General features: G+C 72.0%; 13 protein-coding genes and 1 pseudogene. 11 read left to right on the forward strand and 3 right to left on the reverse strand.

The genetic code is table 11. The features are described from left to right. Positions 1–45: 45 nt before the first annotated feature. A complete protein-coding gene (locus tag ACIRJT_RS21700) occupies positions 46–936 on the reverse strand; it encodes an alpha/beta hydrolase family protein (protein WP_403911473.1) in 891 nt (296 codons plus the stop codon). Positions 937–1,084: 148 nt separating this feature from the next. Then, positions 1,085–1,390, reverse strand: a pseudogene (locus tag ACIRJT_RS21705) (long-chain fatty acid--CoA ligase); the annotation flags it as partial. Positions 1,391–1,513: 123 nt separating this feature from the next. On the opposite strand from ACIRJT_RS21705, the gene ACIRJT_RS21710 reads away from it, so the two are divergent. From ACIRJT_RS21710 to ACIRJT_RS21755, 10 genes are all read left to right on the forward strand, one after another. Then, positions 1,514–2,461: a 2-hydroxyacid dehydrogenase gene (locus ACIRJT_RS21710; RefSeq protein ID WP_403911475.1), complete on the forward strand. Its 948-nt coding sequence runs from the start codon at positions 1,514–1,516 to the stop codon at positions 2,459–2,461. Between the two features lie 409 nt (positions 2,462–2,870). Then, positions 2,871–5,693 (forward strand): putative bifunctional diguanylate cyclase/phosphodiesterase, encoded by a 2,823-nt coding sequence (locus ACIRJT_RS21715; protein ID WP_403911569.1) that lies wholly within the window; start codon positions 2,871–2,873, stop codon positions 5,691–5,693. A 217-nt stretch (positions 5,694–5,910) separates the two neighbouring features. Further along, positions 5,911–7,767 carry an acetolactate synthase large subunit gene (locus ACIRJT_RS21720; RefSeq protein WP_403911477.1) on the forward strand — a complete coding sequence of 619 codons (1,857 nt, stop codon included), beginning with the start codon at positions 5,911–5,913 and terminating at the stop codon, positions 7,765–7,767. Positions 7,768–7,789: 22 nt separating this feature from the next. Continuing rightward, positions 7,790–8,317 (forward strand): acetolactate synthase small subunit, encoded by a 528-nt coding sequence (gene ilvN / locus ACIRJT_RS21725; protein ID WP_371626078.1) that lies wholly within the window; start codon positions 7,790–7,792, stop codon positions 8,315–8,317. Between the two features lie 111 nt (positions 8,318–8,428). Further along, complete coding sequence (ilvC, locus tag ACIRJT_RS21730; protein ID WP_403911479.1) at positions 8,429–9,430, forward strand: ketol-acid reductoisomerase; 1,002 nt, start codon at positions 8,429–8,431, stop codon at positions 9,428–9,430. 293 nt (positions 9,431–9,723) lie between these two features. After that, on the forward strand, positions 9,724–11,316 hold the full coding sequence (gene serA / locus ACIRJT_RS21735) for a phosphoglycerate dehydrogenase (protein ID WP_219612360.1): 1,593 nt from the start codon (positions 9,724–9,726) through the stop codon (positions 11,314–11,316). A gap of 219 nt (positions 11,317–11,535) precedes the next feature. After that, a complete protein-coding gene (locus ACIRJT_RS21740; RefSeq protein ID WP_403911481.1) occupies positions 11,536–14,031 on the forward strand; it encodes a Tox-REase-5 domain-containing protein in 2,496 nt (831 codons plus the stop codon). A gap of 128 nt (positions 14,032–14,159) precedes the next feature. Continuing rightward, positions 14,160–14,858, forward strand: a complete 699-nt coding sequence (locus tag ACIRJT_RS21745; protein ID WP_403911483.1) for an Imm52 family immunity protein — start codon at positions 14,160–14,162, stop codon at positions 14,856–14,858. Further along, positions 14,855–15,385, forward strand: a complete 531-nt coding sequence (locus ACIRJT_RS21750; RefSeq protein WP_403911485.1) for a hypothetical protein — start codon at positions 14,855–14,857, stop codon at positions 15,383–15,385. Before ACIRJT_RS21745 ends, ACIRJT_RS21750 begins: the two co-directional genes overlap by 4 nt. Positions 15,386–15,467: 82 nt before the next feature. Further along, complete coding sequence (locus ACIRJT_RS21755) at positions 15,468–16,250, forward strand: isoprenyl transferase (RefSeq protein WP_097872023.1); 783 nt, start codon at positions 15,468–15,470, stop codon at positions 16,248–16,250. Positions 16,251–16,327: 77 nt separating this feature from the next. On the opposite strand, the gene ACIRJT_RS21760 is transcribed toward ACIRJT_RS21755, so the two are convergent. Then, on the reverse strand, positions 16,328–17,662 hold the full coding sequence (locus ACIRJT_RS21760; RefSeq protein WP_403911487.1) for a PP2C family protein-serine/threonine phosphatase: 1,335 nt from the start codon (positions 17,660–17,662) through the stop codon (positions 16,328–16,330). Between the two features lie 262 nt (positions 17,663–17,924). On the opposite strand from ACIRJT_RS21760, the gene ACIRJT_RS21765 reads away from it, so the two are divergent. Then, entirely contained in the window at positions 17,925–18,164 is a 240-nt protein-coding gene (locus ACIRJT_RS21765) for a hypothetical protein (protein WP_403911489.1), read from the forward strand. The last annotated feature ends 12 nt before the right edge of the window (positions 18,165–18,176 follow it).

Raw genomic sequence — 18,176 nt, forward strand, 5'->3', positions numbered from 1 at the left:
GATCGGGGCGCCGCCCGCCACGGCGCCGGCGATCGTTCGGGCGGGTTACGGAGTGGCGGCCGGGACGCTCAGGGCCAGGCTGTTGCGGCGGACGTCGGACCAGGTGGCGGAGTCGGTGCAGACGCCGCAGCCGGGGCCGAAGAACTGGGCACGGGCCGCCCGGTCGCCCATGAGGTGGGCCCGGAACCAGGCGGTGGTCGGTGCGGCGAACGGGCCGGGATCGCCGACGACCGTGAAGTGGTCCGCCCCGCGCACCTCGCCGTAGAGGGCCGGAATGTGGTCGGCGGCGTTGTAGAACGCCTTGACCAGGGCGGGGAAGACGATGCTGTCCCTCTGACCGGCCAGCAGCAGCGCGGGCACGCGTACCGCGTTGATGTTCGCCAGCGGACCGGGCTGGATCGGCAGGACGGTGTCGATGCGGGGGTCCGAGCCGACGACGATGGCGGCCGCGCCGCCCTGGGAGTGACCCGACGCGCCGATGTGCTCCAGGTCGACACGGTCGAAGAAGACGCTGCCCGGGTCGGCGTTCCTGCCGGTGAGCATGTCGATGCTCGCCCGCATCGAGAGCCCGAGGTTGGACATGGGGGTGTTCGCGGCGGCGACGACGAAGCCCTGACCGGCCCAGTGGAGCATCAGGTCCCGGTAGACGAGGGGGACCCCGCCGGTGCCGTTGCCCCACACGATCACCGGGTGGCGGCGGTCGCTGTCGGCGATGTCGCGCGGGTAGTACAGGGTGGTGATCGCCCCGACCTCCACCGCCGTCGCGTACGGGCCGGGAGCCCCGGAGTCACCGGCGGCCGAGGCGGTGGGCGTCGCGGCGGGCGCGGCGGGCGCGGCGGTGTCCGTGGCGGCCGCGGCGGTGCCCGCGCCCGCCGACGCGGTCAGGACCAGGGCGAGTGCGGCCAGCGGGGCGAGCAGATTCCTTCTCCACAACACGGCGACTCCTGACGTCAAGGTGAACCGGATGACGCGGCCGGATCACATCGGTGTTCGACCGCACATCCTGGGGGGAGCGAACGCCGGTCGTCTCTGCGCAGTCGCGGCAATCACCGACGGCGGAGTTTGTGCAACCTGCCAGGGCGGCTCACCGGAGCCCCCGGGCCTCCGCGGCGAGTTCGCGCTTGAGGATCTTGCCGGTGGACGTCAGCGGCAGGCTGTCGCGGAACTCCACGCCGCGCGGGTACTTGTAGGCGGCCATGCGTTCGCGGCACCAGGCGATCAGCTCGTCCTCGCGCAGGTCCGTGCCGGGCACGGGGACGACGAACGCCTTGACGTCCTCCCCGTGCGTGGCGTGGGGCACGCCCACCACCGCGGCCATGCTCACGGCCGGATGCGTGATCAGGACCTCTTCGATCTCGCGCGGGTAGACGTTGAAGCCGCCGCGGATGACGGACGTCGCCGCCCTGTACGCCGGGGTGCGGGCCCTCGAACTGCGACCGCGCTGACCGCCGCTCGCGCGAGGGCCCCGGGCGGCCCTGGAGCGCTCGCACATCTGTCGCATAGCCTCCTGACCATGACTGCGACGACTGCTGATGTGTGGCTGCCCTTCCCGGCCGAGGAGATCGAGGGGCTGCCCGAGGGCCTCGACTACCTCTTCTGGGACGGCGAACCGGACTACCCGGGGGACCCGGCCGACTGCGCCTACTACGTCGTGCCCTACATGAAGGGTCCCGAGGTCGCGGTGCGCCCGCTCGGCTCGATGAGCGCCGTCCAGGTGGTGCAGACGCTCTCCGCGGGCATCGACCACGTGGAGCCGGGACTCGGCCTGCTCCACGCCGGCGTACGCCTCTGCAACGCCAAGGGGGTGCACGAGGCGTCCACCGCCGAGCTGACGCTCGCCCTGATCCTCGCCTCCCTGCGCGGGCTCCCCGGATTCGTCCACGGCCAGGACGAGGAGGAGTGGCGCTCCGGCTTCTACCCGTCGCTCGCCGACAAGTCCGTCCTCATCGTGGGCTACGGATCCATCGGCTCGGCCATCGAGGACCGGCTCGCCCCCTTCGAGTGCGCGCGGGTGGCGCGCGTCGCGCGCTCCGCACGGACCACCGCACGCGGTCCCGTACACACGCTCGACGACCTGCCCGCTCTGCTGCCCGAGGCCGACGTCGTGATCCTCTCCACTCCGCTGAACCCCTCCACGCAGGGGCTGGTGGGCACCGACTTCCTCGCCGCGATGCCCGACGGAGCCCTCCTCGTCAACGTCGCCCGCGGCCCGGTCGTCGACACCAAGGCCCTGTTGTCCGAACTCGAATCCGGGCGACTGCGCGCCGCACTCGATGTCACCGACCCGGAACCCCTGCCCGCGGGCCACCCTCTCTGGCATGCTCCGAATGTCTTGATCACACCTCATGTGGGCGGCAGCACCTCGGCGTTCGAACCGCGCGCCAAGCGGCTCCTGGCCGCACAGCTCACCCGGTTCGCCGCCGGAGAGCCGGTGCGCAACGTCGTGACCACCACCGGCTGACCCCGCCGAAGCGGCCACGCTACGGGGCGGTCCGGATGCACGCGGTGCCGCTCACCTCGCCTTTCGTCACGGAGCGTAGAGAAAGTATGGCGCTGAGTGACGGATCTGGTGTATCGTCCGATCCGGGGGGCTGCGCCGTGGAAGGGACGGCGCGGGGGGAGCATCGGAACGCGAGGGGGCGACGGGCGATGTGCTGGCCATGGAGAGACGATCCGACGCGGACGAGCGGACGGCCGCGGCCGCCCGCGCCGACGGACCACAGCGCCCGCCGATGGCCGGATCCCTGCCCCGGGCCGGCCTCGCCGAAGCGGTCGCGGCCGGGCCGGAGCGAGCGGTGCCGGAGGGGCCCCTCGAGGAACCCGGAGGCGGGGAGGACGTTCCCTGCGCGCCCGGGGCGGGGAGCCCTCCGGTGAGCGCGCTGGGTGCCCTGCTCGCCCCGCGGTCCGCCGCCGGCTCCACGGGGCTGCGGTCACGGATCCTGCTCTGCGTCGTCTGCGCGGGATATTCCGTGGGTGCCGCCGTCGGCTGGGGATCGCCGCAGGTCGCCGTATTCATGGGGGACTTCGGCCTCGCCGCGGCCGCCCTGATCGCCGCGGTCTCCTGCTTCCTGTACGCACGGGTGGTCGCGGTCCGACTCCGGCCCGCCTGGCTGCTGTTCTCGCTCTCCTCCGCCATGGCGGCCTGCGGAAACGCCGTCTGGGGCTGGTACGAGGTGGTCCTCGGCGTCCCCGTGCCCACGCCCTCCCTCGCCGACTTCTTCTTCCTCTGCTTCGCGCCGCCCGCCATCGTCGGACTGCTCGTGCTCGCCAAACGGCCCGTCACCCGGGCCGGCTGGGTGTGCCTGGCCCTGGACGCCTGGCTGATCGGCGGCTCCCTGCTGACGCTCGCCTGGAGCCTCGCCCTCGCGCACACCACGCACCTGGCGGGTTTCCAGGACGCCAGCGTCGCGCCCGCGGCCCTCTCGCTGGCCTATCCGCTGCTGGACATCGTGCTCGTCTCGATGGTGCTCGCCCTGCACTTCCGCCGGGCCGGGGTCAACCGCTCCGCGGTGAACACCGCCATCGCCGCCCTCGCGCTCACCGTGCTGAGCGACGCGGTGTTCACCTCGCCGCTGCTGCGCTCCACCTACAACTCGGGCCAACTCCTGGACGCCGGCTGGTTCGCCGGGTCGCTGCTCCTCGCCTACGCGCCCTGGGGCGCCCGGGGCGGGGTCGGGCCGTCCGCCCGACCCGGGCCCCCGCGCGCCATCGCCAGCCGCCCGATCGCCGGCTCACTGGCCGCCCTGACCCCGTATCTCGCCGCCGCCGTCTGCACCCTGGGCATCCTGTACAACGTGGTCGACGGCCGCCGGGTGGACCGGGTCGTCATCTTCACCGGCTGCACCGTCGTCCTGGCACTGGTCGTCCGGCAGGGCATCATGCTCCTCGACAACATCTCGCTCACCCAGGAGCTGGCCCAGAAGGAGAACCACTTCCGCTCCCTCGTGCAGGGCTCCAGCGACGTCATCATGATCGCCGCGCCCAACGGCACCCTGCGCTACGTCAGCCCCGCCGCCGCCGGGGTCTACGGGCGCGAGGCGGAGGGGCTCGTCGGCTCCGAGCTGTCCTCGATCATCCACCCCGAGGATCTCGGCCGGTTCGTCCACGAGGTGCGGCGCTTCCTGGCCGCACCGCCGCACGAGGAGCCCACCACCCGCATCGAGTGCCGCTTCCGCTCGGGCACGGGCGACTGGCTCAACGTCGAGTCCACCGTCAACCGCCACCAGGGCGGCCTCCTCCTCAACAGCCGGGACGTGACCGAGCGGGTCAGGCTCCAGGCCCAGTTGCAGCACAACGCCGAGCACGACCCGCTCACCGACCTGCCCAACCGGGCCCTGTTCACCGCCCGGGTCCGTCAGGCGCTCGGCGGGCGCCGCTCGGGCGATCCGGGCACCGCCGTCCTCTTCATCGACCTCGACGGCTTCAAGGCGGTCAACGACACCATCGGCCACCAGGCGGGCGACGAACTGCTCGTCCAGGCCGGCCGCCGCCTCCAGGACTCCGTCCGGGCCGGCGACACCGCGGCGAGGCTCGGCGGCGACGAGTTCGCCGCGCTCATCATGGGCGACGGCACCCGCGACCAGGGCGCCCGGGAGTACCAGGTCCACGAGATCGCCGACCGGCTGCGCCTCACCCTCTCCCAGCCCTACCGGATCGGCCCCAGCGAGGTCCGGGTGGCCGCCTCCATCGGCGTGGCCTTCGCCGAACCCGCCATCAGCCCCACCGACCTCATGCGCAACGCGGACCTCGCGATGTACCGCGCCAAGGCCGGCGGCAAGGACCGGGTCGAGCTGTACGCCCCGCAGATGCAGGCCGACGTCGTACGCCGCTCCGAGCTGGCCACCCGGCTGCGCACCGCCCTGCGCGAGGGCGAGTTCGCCCTGCTCCACCAGCCCGTCGTCCACCTCGCCAGCGGGTCCGTCGCGGCCGTCGCCGCCCAGGCCCGCTGGCGTTCCGCCCAGGGCATCCTGTTCACCCCCGCCGAGTTCCTCCGGGTCTCCGGCGACGACGACCGCACCGCGGAGCTCGGCCGCTGGCTCCTGGAGGAGGCGGTGGCCCAGGCCGCCGACCGGGCCAGGGCAGGGCACCCCGTCGCCGTCTCCGTCCGGCTCCCCGCCGCCCGGCTGCTCGACGCGGCCTCGCCCTCCGGCTCCATCGAAGCGCTGCTGACCCGCCACGGCCTGCCCTCGGGCGCCCTGATGATCGAGGTCGCCGACAGCGACCCGCGCGTCTCCTTCGACGCCCTGGAGCAGCGCCTCGTGGCCCTGCGCCGCCTCGGCGTACGGATCGCTCTCGACGGCTTCGGCAGCGGCTTCGCGGCGATCAACGCGCTGCGCAGGCTCCCCATCGACGTACTGAAGCTCGACCGGAATCTGGTGGAGGGCGTGGTCGAATCGGCCAGGCTGCACAAGATCACCAGTGGTCTCCTGCGGATCGCCTGCGACCTCGGCCTCCAGTCGGTCGCCGACGGGGTCGACGTCCCCGAGCAGGTCCTCGCCCTGCGCTCCATGGGGTGCACCCACGGCCAGGGGATGGCCTTCTCCGGCCCGCTCGACGAGTACCGGCTGCGACGGGCCCTGGTCCGCGGGGAGTTCCCCGTGCCGGGCGTCCCGAGCGCCCGGCCGGTGATGGCGGGCGGCTCCATTCCCCTGCTCGCCGGATCACATGCTGAGACGCCCGTCCCACCTACTTGACACGTCATGCGTGCCGGAGAGAGGGTCAATGCCATGCGCACCCGAATTCTCGTACTTGGAAAGCGCGTCGGCTGAAGCAGAGTCACTCCACGACACTCTGCTACCGCACCCGGCGCGCTCCCCTCGCTTGCCTCACGGCACGAGGGGTTTTTTGTTGCACTGACACAGTTCAAACCGCTGCAAAACACCCGCGAAAACCCTCAGCTTCGAGAAGAGAATGCCGATGACCGAGCAGGCCACCGGGGCCCACCACCCGCAGCCGCGCGCCCGTAACGGCGGACAGTCGTCCGTCGCCGTTGAGCACGTCACGGGCGCGCAGTCCCTCATCCGTTCTCTCGAGGAAGTCGGCGCCGACACGGTATTCGGACTCCCCGGCGGTTGCATCCTCCCCGCCTACGACCCGCTGATGGACTCCACCCGGGTCCGCCACATCCTGGTCCGCCACGAGCAGGGCGCCGGTCACGCCGCCACCGGGTACGCGCAGGCCACGGGCAAGGTCGGCGTCTGCATGGTCACCTCCGGCCCCGGCGCCACCAACCTGGTCACCCCGATCGCCGACGCGCACATGGACTCCGTGCCCCTGGTCGCGATCACCGGCCAGGTCGCCTCCAAGGCGATCGGCACCGACGCCTTCCAGGAAGCCGACATCTGCGGCATCACGATGCCGATCACGAAGCACAACTTCCTGGTCACCAGGGCCGAGGACATCGCGCACACCATCGCCGAGGCCTTCCACATCGCCTCCACCGGCCGCCCCGGACCGGTCCTCGTCGACATCGCCAAGGACGCCCTCCAGGCGAGGACCACCTTCAGCTGGCCGCCCACCCTGGACCTGCCCGGCTACCGCCCGGTGACCAAGCCGCACGCCAAGCAGATCCGCGAGGCCGCGAAGCTGATCACCCAGGCCAAGCGCCCCGTGCTGTACGTCGGCGGCGGCGTCCTGAAGGCCGGGGCCACCGCCGAGCTGAAGGTCCTCGCCGAGCTGACCGGAGCGCCCGTCACCACCACCCTGATGGCGCTCGGCGCCTTCCCCGACAGCCACCCGCTGCACGTGGGAATGCCGGGCATGCACGGTGCGGTCACCGCCGTCACCGCGCTGCAGAAGGCCGACCTGATCGTCGCCCTCGGAGCCCGCTTCGACGACCGCGTCACCGGCAAGCTGGACAGCTTCGCGCCGTACGCCAAGATCGTCCACGCCGACATCGACCCGGCCGAGATCGGCAAGAACCGCACCGCCGACGTGCCCATCGTGGGCGACGCCCGCGAGGTCCTGGCCGACCTCGTCCAGGCCGTCCAGGCCGAGCACACCGAGGGCCACACCGGTGACTACACCGCGTGGTGGAAGGACCTCAACCGCTGGCGCGAAACCTACCCGCTCGGCTACGACCTGCCCGAGGACGGCAGCCTCTCCCCGCAGCAGGTCATCCAGCGCATCGGCAAGCTCGCCCCCGAGGGCACGATCTTCGCGGCGGGCGTCGGCCAGCACCAGATGTGGGCCTCCCACTTCATCGACTACGAGCAGCCCGCCACCTGGCTCAACAGCGGCGGCGCCGGAACGATGGGCTACGCGGTCCCGGCCGCCATGGGCGCGAAGGCCGGCATGCCCGACCGCACGGTCTGGGCCATCGACGGCGACGGCTGCTTCCAGATGACCAACCAGGAACTGACCACCTGCGCGCTCAACAACATCCCGATCAAGGTCGCCGTCATCAACAACGGCGCGCTCGGGATGGTCCGCCAGTGGCAGACCCTCTTCTACAACCAGCGCTACTCCAACACGGTGCTGCACTCCGGCGCGGACACGGACGGTGTCCCGGCCAAGGGCACCCGCGTCCCGGACTTCGTCAAGCTGTCCGAGGCCATGGGCTGCTACGCCATCCGCTGCGAGGACCCGGCCGACCTGGACAAGGTCATCGAAGAGGCCAACTCCATCAACGACCGCCCGGTCGTGATCGACTTCATCGTCCACGAGGACGCCATGGTCTGGCCGATGGTCGCGGCGGGCACCTCCAACGACGAGGTCCAGGCCGCCCGCGGCGTCCGCCCCGACTTCGGCGACAACGAAGACGACTGAGAGACAGAGAGAGACCGAGTCCATGTCCGAAAAGCACACGCTCTCCGTCCTGGTCGAGAACAAGCCCGGTGTCCTCGCCCGGATCACCGCCCTGTTCTCCCGACGCGGCTTCAACATCGACTCGCTCGCGGTCGGTACCACCGAGCACCCCGACATCTCCCGCATCACCATCGTCGTGAATGTCGAGGGCCTGCCCCTGGAGCAGGTCACCAAGCAGCTCAACAAGCTGGTCAACGTCCTGAAGATCGTCGAACTCGAGCCCGCCGCTGCGATCCAGCGGGAGCTCGTCCTGGTGAAGGTCCGCGCCGACAGCGAGACCCGCTCCCAGATCGTCGAGATCGTCCAGCTGTTCCGCGCCAAGACCGTCGACGTCTCCCCCGAGGCCGTCACGATCGAGGCGACCGGAGGAGCCGACAAGCTGGACGCGATGCTCAAGATGCTGGAGCAGTACGGCATCAAGGAGCTCGTCCAGTCCGGCACCATCGCCATAGGGCGCGGCGCGCGCTCGATCACCGACCGGTCCCTGCGCGCCCTCGACCGTTCCGCCTAGGCGGAACGGGGAGCGGCCCCCGCGCCGCTCGCATGGCGAGACCCGACAACGCATACGACGCACCCCGCCGTACGGTGGGACGCAACACCTGCACACCAAGGAGAAGACCCAGTGGCCGAGCTGTTCTACGACGACGATGCCGACCTGTCCATCATCCAGGGCCGCAAGGTCGCGGTTCTCGGTTACGGCAGCCAGGGCCACGCCCACGCGCTGTCGCTCCGTGACTCCGGCGTCGACGTCCGCGTCGGTCTGCACGAGGGCTCGAAGTCCAAGGCCAAGGCCGAGGAGCAGGGCCTGCGCGTGGTGACCCCGGCCGAGGCCGCCGCCGAGGCCGACGTCATCATGATCCTCGTTCCGGACCCGATCCAGGCCCAGGTCTACGAGGAGTCCGTCAAGGACAACCTCAAGGACGGCGACGCGCTGTTCTTCGGCCACGGCCTGAACATCCGCTTCGGCTTCATCCAGCCGCCGGCCGGCGTCGACGTCTGCATGGTCGCCCCCAAGGGCCCCGGCCACCTCGTCCGCCGCCAGTACGAGGAGGGCCGCGGCGTTCCCTGCATCGTGGCCGTCGAGCAGGACGCCTCGGGCAAGGGCCTGGAGCTCGCCCTCTCGTACGCCAAGGGCATCGGCGGCACCCGCGCCGGCGTCATCAAGACGACCTTCACCGAGGAGACCGAGACCGACCTGTTCGGTGAGCAGGCCGTCCTCTGCGGTGGCACCGCCGCTCTGGTCAAGGCCGGTTTCGAGACGTTGACCGAGGCCGGCTACCAGCCCGAGATCGCGTACTTCGAGTGCCTGCACGAGCTGAAGCTCATCGTCGACCTCATGTACGAGGGCGGCCTGGAGAAGATGCGCTGGTCCATCTCGGAGACCGCCGAGTGGGGCGACTACGTCACCGGCCCGCGCATCATCACGGCCGACACCAAGGCCGAGATGAAGAAGGTCCTCACCGAGATCCAGGACGGCACCTTCGCCAAGGCCTGGATGGCGGAGTACCACAACGGTCTGCCCAAGTACAACGAGTACAAGAAGGCCGACAGCGACCACCTGCTGGAGACCACCGGCCGTGAGCTGCGCAAGCTGATGAGCTGGGTGAACGACGAAGAGGCCTAGGCCTCTTCGGGAGCGGGGCGGGTCCTTCACGGATCCGCCCCGCTCCGCGGTCACCGGAGAAGCCGCTCCGTACGGGGGTACCGGAGGGGCAGTTCCGTACGGGTGTACAGCACGTCCACCCTCGTGCGGGTGATCCTTCCACCGGGGCGCAGTACGAGGCGCGTCGCATGACTACACTTCTCAACAGATACACGCGTCAGGGCCCACAGTGTCGTGCGTCTTCCACGCGGCTAGCCCCTCCACCGCCTGCGGCCGTCGGGACGGCCGTCCGCACTGGACTTGTGAGGACTCACGTGAGCTCGAAACCTGTCGTACTCATCGCTGAAGAGCTGTCGCCCGCCACGGTCGACGCCCTGGGTCCGGATTTCGAGATCCGGCACTGCAACGGCGCCGACCGCGCCGAGCTTCTTCCCGCGATCGTCGACGTCGACGCCATCCTGGTGCGCTCCGCCACCAAGGTCGACGCCGAGGCCATCGCCGCCGCCAAGAAGCTCCGGGTCGTGGCCCGCGCCGGCGTCGGTCTGGACAACGTCGACGTCTCCTCGGCCACCAAGGCCGGCGTGATGGTCGTCAACGCCCCCACCTCCAACATCGTCACCGCCGCCGAGCTGGCCTGCGGTCTGCTCGTGGCCACCGCGCGGAACATCCCGCAGGCCAACACCGCGCTCAAGAACGGTGAGTGGAAGCGCTCCAAGTACACCGGGGTGGAGCTCAGCGAGAAGGTCCTCGGCGTCGTCGGCCTCGGCCGCATCGGCGTCCTGGTGGCCCAGCGCATGTCGGCCTTCGGCATGAAGATCGTCGCCTACGACCCCTACGTCCAGCCGGCCCGCGCCGCGCAGATGGGCGTCAAGCTCCTCAGCCTGGACGAGCTGCTGGAGGTCGCCGACTTCATCACGGTGCACCTGCCCAAGACCCCCGAGACCCTTGGTCTCATCGGTGACGAGGCGCTGCACAAGGTGAAGCCCTCGGTGCGCATCGTCAACGCCGCGCGCGGCGGGATCGTCGACGAGGAGGCCCTGGCCTCCGCGCTCAAGGAGGGCCGCGTCGCGGGCGCCGGCCTCGATGTGTACGCCAAGGAGCCCTGCACGGACTCCCCGCTGTTCCAGTTCGACCAGGTCGTCTGCACCCCGCACCTCGGCGCCTCCACCGACGAGGCGCAGGAGAAGGCGGGCATCGCGGTCGCCAAGTCCGTCCGCCTCGCGCTGGCCGGCGAGCTGGTCCCGGACGCGGTCAACGTCCAGGGCGGCGTCATCGCCGAGGACGTACGCCCCGGCCTGCCGCTCGCCGAGAAGCTCGGCCGGATCTTCACCGCGCTCGCGGGCGAGGTCGCGGCCCGGCTCGACGTCGAGGTGTACGGCGAGATCACCCAGCACGACGTCAAGGTGCTGGAGCTCTCCGCGCTCAAGGGCGTCTTCGAGGACGTCGTCGACGAGACCGTCTCCTACGTCAACGCCCCGCTGTTCGCGCAGGAGCGCGGTGTCGAGGTCCGCCTCACCACCAGCTCCGAGTCGCCCGACCACCGCAACGTGGTCACCGTGCGCGGCACGCTCTCCGACGGCCAGGAGGTCGCGGTCTCCGGCACGCTGGCCGGCCCGAAGAACCTCCAGAAGATCGTCGCCATCGGGGAGCACGACGTCGATCTGGCGCTCGCCGACCACATGGTCGTCCTGCGCTACCAGGACCGTCCCGGTGTGGTCGGAGCGGTCGGCAAGATCCTCGGCGAGGCCGGGCTGAACATCGCGGGCATGCAGGTGTCGCGGGCCGCCGAGGGTGGCGAGGCGCTGGTCGTCCTGACCGTCGACGAGACCGTCCCGCAGCCGGTGCTGACCGAGATCTCCGAGGAGATCGGCGCCTCCTCGGCCCGCTCGGTGAACCTCACCGACTGACGCGGGCGCACTGCCGCACGACCCCGCTCCGTACCCGGTAGCAGGCCCGTTCGTTCCGTACGAGCGGCCCCGCTGCCGGGTACGTTGCCTTTCCGCGTCCCGGTCAACCCTTCCGGGTGGGCCCGGGGTTGGGTCCTGGGGCCCACGACGCGAGCGGGTCCCCGCCCCTAGGGTGACCGGTTGTCATGTCACTCATGGGCGCCGGGGGTCGGATCACGTATGTCTGCTGTCGGTGGCATACCCGTAGCGGGAGGACCGGCTCCGGCCGTCGCCCCGCGGCGTGAACTCCCGCGCCCGCTCGTCCTGGTCCGCGTGGCTCTCCTCGTGCTGTTCGGGGCGACGGTGCTGGGCGCGATCGGCCTGTCCGGCTCGGCCCTCGCCGCGGACGCGATGGGCGCCGAGGTGCTCGGCATCCTGCTCTACGCCTCCGCGCCCGGGGTGCTCGCGGCGCTGCTGGCCCGGCATGTCAGGACCGGCGGCGCGCGGGTGCGGTGGGGCATCGTCGCCGTCCAGGTCTGGCTGATCCTCGGCGGCCTCGCCAACCTCGGGGACGGGTCGCCGGACGGACTGACCCAGCTGGTCCTGCCGATCCTGATCATCGTCCTGATCAGCCGCGCGGGGAGCCGGGCGTGGTTCCGGCTGCCGCCCGGCGAACGCGGGCAGCCGCCGAAGTTCTCGCTCCCGCACATGATCACCTGGAAGCGGGACCGGGGACAGACCGCACTGGAGTACCTGGGCCTGGTCCTGATCGTCGTCGCGCTGATCGCGGCCCTGACCGTGGGCGGCCTCGGCGGCCGGATCACCGAGGGCCTCCAGTCCGCGATCTGCTCGCTGACCGGCAGCTCCTGCCCGGTCTCCCCGGGCAGCGGCTCCGTCGAAGCGGGCGAACGCCCGGACGGCGGCGTGGACGGCGCTACGGACGGGGGAGCGGACGGCGGTACGTCGGGGAGCGCGGACGGAGGTGCCAACGGGGGAGCCGACGGCGGCTCGACGACCACGGGCGGTGTCACCGGAGGATCCACGGACGGGGCCACCGGCGGCTCCCCGGGCGGCTCCACGGGCGGCGACGCGACCGGCGGTACGGGAGGCTCCGGCGGCACCGAGGGCCCCGGCGGTACGGGCGGGACCGGCGGCGGAGACAGCTCCGGTTCCACCGCGGCCGGCGGCGGCACGGGAGGCCCCGACGACGCCGGCCGCCCCGGCACCGGCGAGGACACCTTCCCCGAGGACAACGAGGAGCCCGAGGCCGCCCACGACGTACAGGCGTCCGACGACGGGGAGGGCGAGGGAGGCGGCGAGCAGGCCGAGGAGCAGGAGGACTGCGGCGGCTGGGGCTTCTTCGGCTGCGCCTGGGACCGTACGACGCAGGTCGTCAAGGGCCTCGTGGTCGACGGGCTCTGGGGCGACATCACCGGGATCATCGACCTGTTCAAGCCGGAGACCTGGTCGGGCCTCGCCGACTACGGCAAGCAGCTCGGCGACCAGTGGACGCAGGACTCCTCGGGCGCGGGCGACAAGTGGGCGGACGGCGACTATCTGGGCGCGGTCTGGGACTGGGGCAAGGCGTCCGTGGGCACGGTGGTCACCGTGGGCGACGACGTCTTCGTCGGGGACGAGGTCCGCGAGCGCTGGAACAACGGCGAGAAGACCCGGGCCGTCACCGATGTGATCTGGAACGTCGGCTCGATCTTCATCCCCGGCTACAACGTCGGGAAGGTCGTCGGCAAGGTCGGCAAGCTCGGTGTGCTCGGCAAGGCCGCCGGGGCGGTGGGCCGCGCCGCCGACGACGCCGGGGCCGCCGCCCGCAGGGCCCGCAAGGCGGCCGAGGCCGGCGACCTCGACGGCGTACGGAAGGCGGCGAAGGAGGCCGACGACGCGGCGGACACCGCCGAGGACGCGGCGCGCAGGACCGGCTGCGCCATCGCCTCGGGCCCGCCGCGCGCGCGGTACGGCGGGGGCGGGGCCACCGGAGTCCCGGGCTCGGGCACCGGAGTGCTGGCGGGCGGCCCCCCGGGCCGGATCGTCCTCGCGGACGGCGGGTGCGACGAGGCGGCCAAGGCGGCCGCCGCCGAGGCGCGGGCCGCCGAACGGGCCGCCCACCTGGAGCAGAAGAGGCTGGAGGAGCCCGAGCGGGCCCGCAAGGCCGAGGTGGACAAGAAGAAGTACCCCGAAGCGCAGCGCAACGACACCTCCGACCCGCGCAACTACAACCCGCCGTCCTGGGCCGACGACCTCACGGACCGCACGCTCGGGGACGCCGACGCGGGCGACGGCTACTGGGCGAGCCGGGACCGCAACCCCGCGCCCAACTGGAAGAACGAGTCCTGGCTGCGCTACCAGGAGCAGGTGACCGGTACCAACCGGGGCCAGGAGTACGTCGTGCCGCACCCCCGGGAGGGCAAGCCGGCGGTGGAGTACGACGGCTGGGACTCCTCCCGGCAGACGTTCCTGGAGGCCAAGAACGGTTACGGCAGCTATCTGTCCAAGTCCGACAGCGGCTCCCTCACCACGTCGGGCAAGGACAAGTTCGTCACCGAGGCCCGCGCCCAGGTGGAGGCGTCCGGCGGCCGGAGCGTGGAGTGGCACTTCTCCGACCCGGATGTGGCCAAGGCGGCCCGCAAGGCCTTCCGGGACGAAGGGCTGCCGGTCAAGGTGGTCCACAGCCCGACGAAGCCCAACGACAGCACCAGGAAGCCGGGGGCCTTCGACGAGTAGGCCGCGTCAGGACGCGAGCCCCCTCCCGTCCTGAGGGGCGCCTTGTAGCCTGCACGCGTGGTGATCCCGGCCGCCGTCCGGCCGGATGGACCGCGCACTGTGGGCCGGCCGACGGAGGAGAGACGAGCATGCGACGTGTAGTGCGGGGCTTCTGGGGCCCCCGGCCGGAGCCGGCCGAGGCGCTGGCCGACCGGTGGCGGCGGACCCTCGACGGGTTCGCCGAGCTGGTCCCGCAGGCGGCCGACGCCTGGAGCCAGGTCCACGGGAACAGGCACGCCACCGCCTTCACCTCCGATGGGGACGCCCTGCTCGGCGCGCTCCGCACCGCCCAGAGCGCGGCCGACTGGTCGGACCTCACCGGCACCGGGCTGCGGCTCGTCGGCACGGGGGCGCCGGGCTGGGAGGCCGAGGTCAGCGGACTGGCCGGAGGGGCCCCGGAGTTCCTGCTCCAGTCGCTCGCGATCATCCTGCACGCCCCGGACGGGGCCGTGGTCCCCGAGGAGGCGCTCCTGTCGCTCGTCGCCCGGGTGTGGGAACCGGACTTCGGCGACGTGAGCGACGACGACGTGCTGGACGCGCTGGAGGACGACGCCGGGTACTCCGTCGGCGACCCGGTCGTCGGCCGGACCGGCTACCTCTCGCCGGCCCGTGCCGCCCTGGTCCCCGACGGCCTGGAGGTGGTCCGCGAACCGCTGCCCGACGGCGGGGAGTTGCTGAGCATCGCGGCCCCGGGCGACAGCGCGGGCGTGGTGCGGGTGTACCAGCGGCTGCGTGAGGCGGGGGCACTGGAGCCACTGCCCCGCCCGATGGACCGGGCGGTCCTGTGACCTGCCGGGCGGGCGAGGACTTCGACGCGGAGCGCGCGACGGCCGAGGTGACCGGGCTGCTCGCCGCGCCCGTACCGGCGACCGGCCCGACGGCCGCCGAGGGCGACCCGGCCACCGGTGAATGGACGGTGACCGTCGGAGCGGGCTTCCGGATCGTGCCGCTCTGGGAGGGGGACCCTCTCACGGGCGTTTACGCCCCCGAGTGGAACGACGCCGAGGAGGCCGCCGAGGGCCATCTGGGCTCGCTGGCAGGGGCGTTGGACGAGCTTTGGGGCCCGCACCGGCCGGTGCGGCTGCATGTGGCGCTGCTGCGGCGGGAGGCCGGGACGCCCGTGGAGCCGCTGTTCGAGGCGCTGTTCGCCGAGGATCTGTACGGAGACCTGGTGGTCTGGGGGCCGGTCGCCCCCGGCGGTCGGTGGATCGCCCTGACCGTGGGTCACAGCGACGGCGACGCGCCGCTGGTGCTGGCCGCCCTGGTCAGCGACCGTCCGATCACCGAACCGGACGACGGGGACGGCCCGTTGTGAGGACCGGCCGGGAGGCGCCGGAGGCGACCGGGGCCGCCGGCGGGGGCCTCCGGCACCGGCGGTCCTGTGATGAAGTGGGCCCATGAAGCTGCTTCCCCTGTTCCTCCGACGGCCGATCGAAGCGGTGTACGAGCGTCGGCTCGCCGCCACCCTGGTGGGCCTGCCGCGCCCCCAGCATGTCGGGATCATGGTCGACGGCAACCGGCGCTGGGCCCGGAAGGCCGGGCACACGGACGTCCGGGAGGGCTACCGGGCGGGCGGCGCCAAGGTCACCACGTTCCTGGGCTGGTGCACGGCCGCCGGGATCGAGCACGTGACCCTCTTCATGCTCTCCGACGACAACCTGGGCCGCCCCGCCGAAGAGCTCGGCCCGCTGATCGAGGTCATCGAGGAGACCGTGCGGGACATCACCGCCGAGGGCCGCGACTGGGAGGTCCGGGCGATCGGCTCGCTCGACATGCTGCCCGGCGCCAGCGCCCGGGTGTTCAAGGAGGCCACCGCCGCCACGGCCGGGCGCGGCGGCCTCAAGGTGGACGTGGCGGTCGGCTACGGCGGACGGCGCGAGATCGTCGACGCGGTGAAGAGCGCCTTCGAGGAGCACATCGCGGCCGGCGGCGACCCGGCCGAGCTGGTCGCCCGGTTCGGGATCGACGACATCTCCCGGCACCTCTACTCGCCCGTCGCCGACCACACCGACTTCATCATCCGCACCTCCGGCGAGCAGCGGCTGTCCGGCTTCCTCCTCTGGCAGTCCGCCTACGCCGAGATGCACTGGGTGGACTGCTACTGGCCGGCCTTCCGGCACGTGGACTTCCTGCGCGCGCTGCGCTCGTACGCGAACCGGGAACGCCGCTTCGGCAAGTGACGGGCCCGCCGATCGGGCGTCCATCGGGCCGGCACGAAGACGGGGACACCCGCGCGGACTTCCGGGCGGCCGGCCCGTCAGGCGTCCGGGGGGACGCGCAGGGCGAGCAGGGCGGTGTCGTCGCTGGCCCAGCCACCGTGATGTGCGGCCAGGACCTCGGTGAGATGTCTGACGGTGGCCGTGGCGTCCAGCGCATGGGTGGCGGCCAGTGCGCCGACGAGCTCGTCCTCGCCGAACACGCCGTGAGCCTCCTGGCCGGTGTTTCCGGGACGGGGCCGCGCCTCGCACGCCCCGTCGCTGTAGAGCAGCAGAAGGTCCCCGGGAAACAGCTGGTAGTCGACATCGGTGAGGTGGACCTGCTCCAGCACGCCCAGGAGCGTTCCGGCTCGTCCGAGCTGGTGGACCTCGCCGTTCGCCCGGCGGAGGAGAGCGGGCGGATGCCCTGCCAGGGCGATCCGCCCGGACAGGCCGGTGGGAGTGGTGTGGAAGGTGGTGTAGGCGGCCGTGAGGAAGCGTGGGGACCGCTGGGCGAGCATCGCCCTGTTCAGCCGGTCGAGCAGGAGGGCGGGGGTGAGGCTCTGCCCGGCGTCGGCGCGCACGGTGTAGCGGGCCATCGAGGTGACCTGCGCCGCCTCCACACCCTTGCCGCAGACGTCACCCAGGACTGCGCCGTAGGTGTCGCCGGTGGTGTGGAACAGGTCGTAGAAGTCTCCGCCGACCTCGACGCCGCTGTAGCCACTGGCCGAGGCGGGCAGATAGGAGGCGGCGGCGTCCAGGCCGGGTACCGGCGCCAGCGCCGGGGGCAGCAGCCCCTGCTGGAGGGAGCGGGCCAGGTCCAAGGAGACCTGTTGGGCTTTCCGCGCGGCCGCCAGGCTCTGGCGCAGATGGATTTCCGCGGAGACCGACCGGGCGAGCGTGGCCAGCGTGCTCAGATCGCCCCGCGACCAGGTACGCGGGGCGTCGTCGATGACGCAGAAGCTCCCCAGCACCTGCCCGTCCGGGCTCATGAGCGGATATCCCGCCCACGCTCCGATGTTCATCGGCCCGACCGAGGGATGCTCACGCGTGCGCGGGTCGGCGGCGGCGTCGTCCACGACGAAGGGGTCACCTGCCAGCCCCACCAGGAAGTAGCAGAAGCTCTCCCGGACCGGGTTCTGCCGTTGCGCGAGATCCGTCGCCCGCACACCGACGCACGACTTCCAGAACGAGCGCTCCTCATCGACCAGGGTCACGAACGCCCTCCCCGCGCCGGTCACCCTCGCCGCCAGGGTCGCGAGGTCCTCGAAAGCCTCTTCCGGGCCGGTGTCCAGCAGTTCCGTCGCGGCGACCGCGGCCAGCCGCGTGGGATCCGACAAGGCTGCCGGCAGGCCGTCGTCACGCAGCCCGCCGACGAAGTCCACTCCACCACCCATGCCGTCCACTCCTTCACCTTGTGCGCGCACGAAGACCAGGCTGATTATCCGCACCACTGTGGCCGTATCCAACTGGAAGCCCACTCCTCGACACCACCGCGTCGCAGACCGCCGAGCGGGCGTCGCTGACCGTCACGGACGCCCCGGCCCTTGCCGGGCCCCGGCGATGACGGGGCCCATCGACCTCGGCCACTGTGGTCGGCCGACGTGCGGCGATCCGGCCGGCTGGCGCAGTTATTCGAACATGCGATCTAATTGGAGGATGGAGCGCTTCCCTTTCCCCGACGATTTGATCCGCGCACAACGGGAGTGGCACGACATCTGTCGCGCGCTCGCCGCGCCCCGCCCGCGCCACGCCACCGAGCTGCGCCGCCGCCTGCTCCAGCTGTCCGTCCGCATCCACTGGCATCCGTTCTGGTCCACCCCGGACGGCTGGACGCCTGCGGCCCGGGTGGAGCTGAGGCGGCAGACCCGAGAGGCCCGGCGGGCGGACGCGGCGTGAGTCGTCGCGCCG

Source organism: Streptomyces sp. NPDC102283 (assembly GCF_044766265.1).
Lineage (GTDB): Bacteria > Actinomycetota > Actinomycetes > Streptomycetales > Streptomycetaceae > Streptomyces.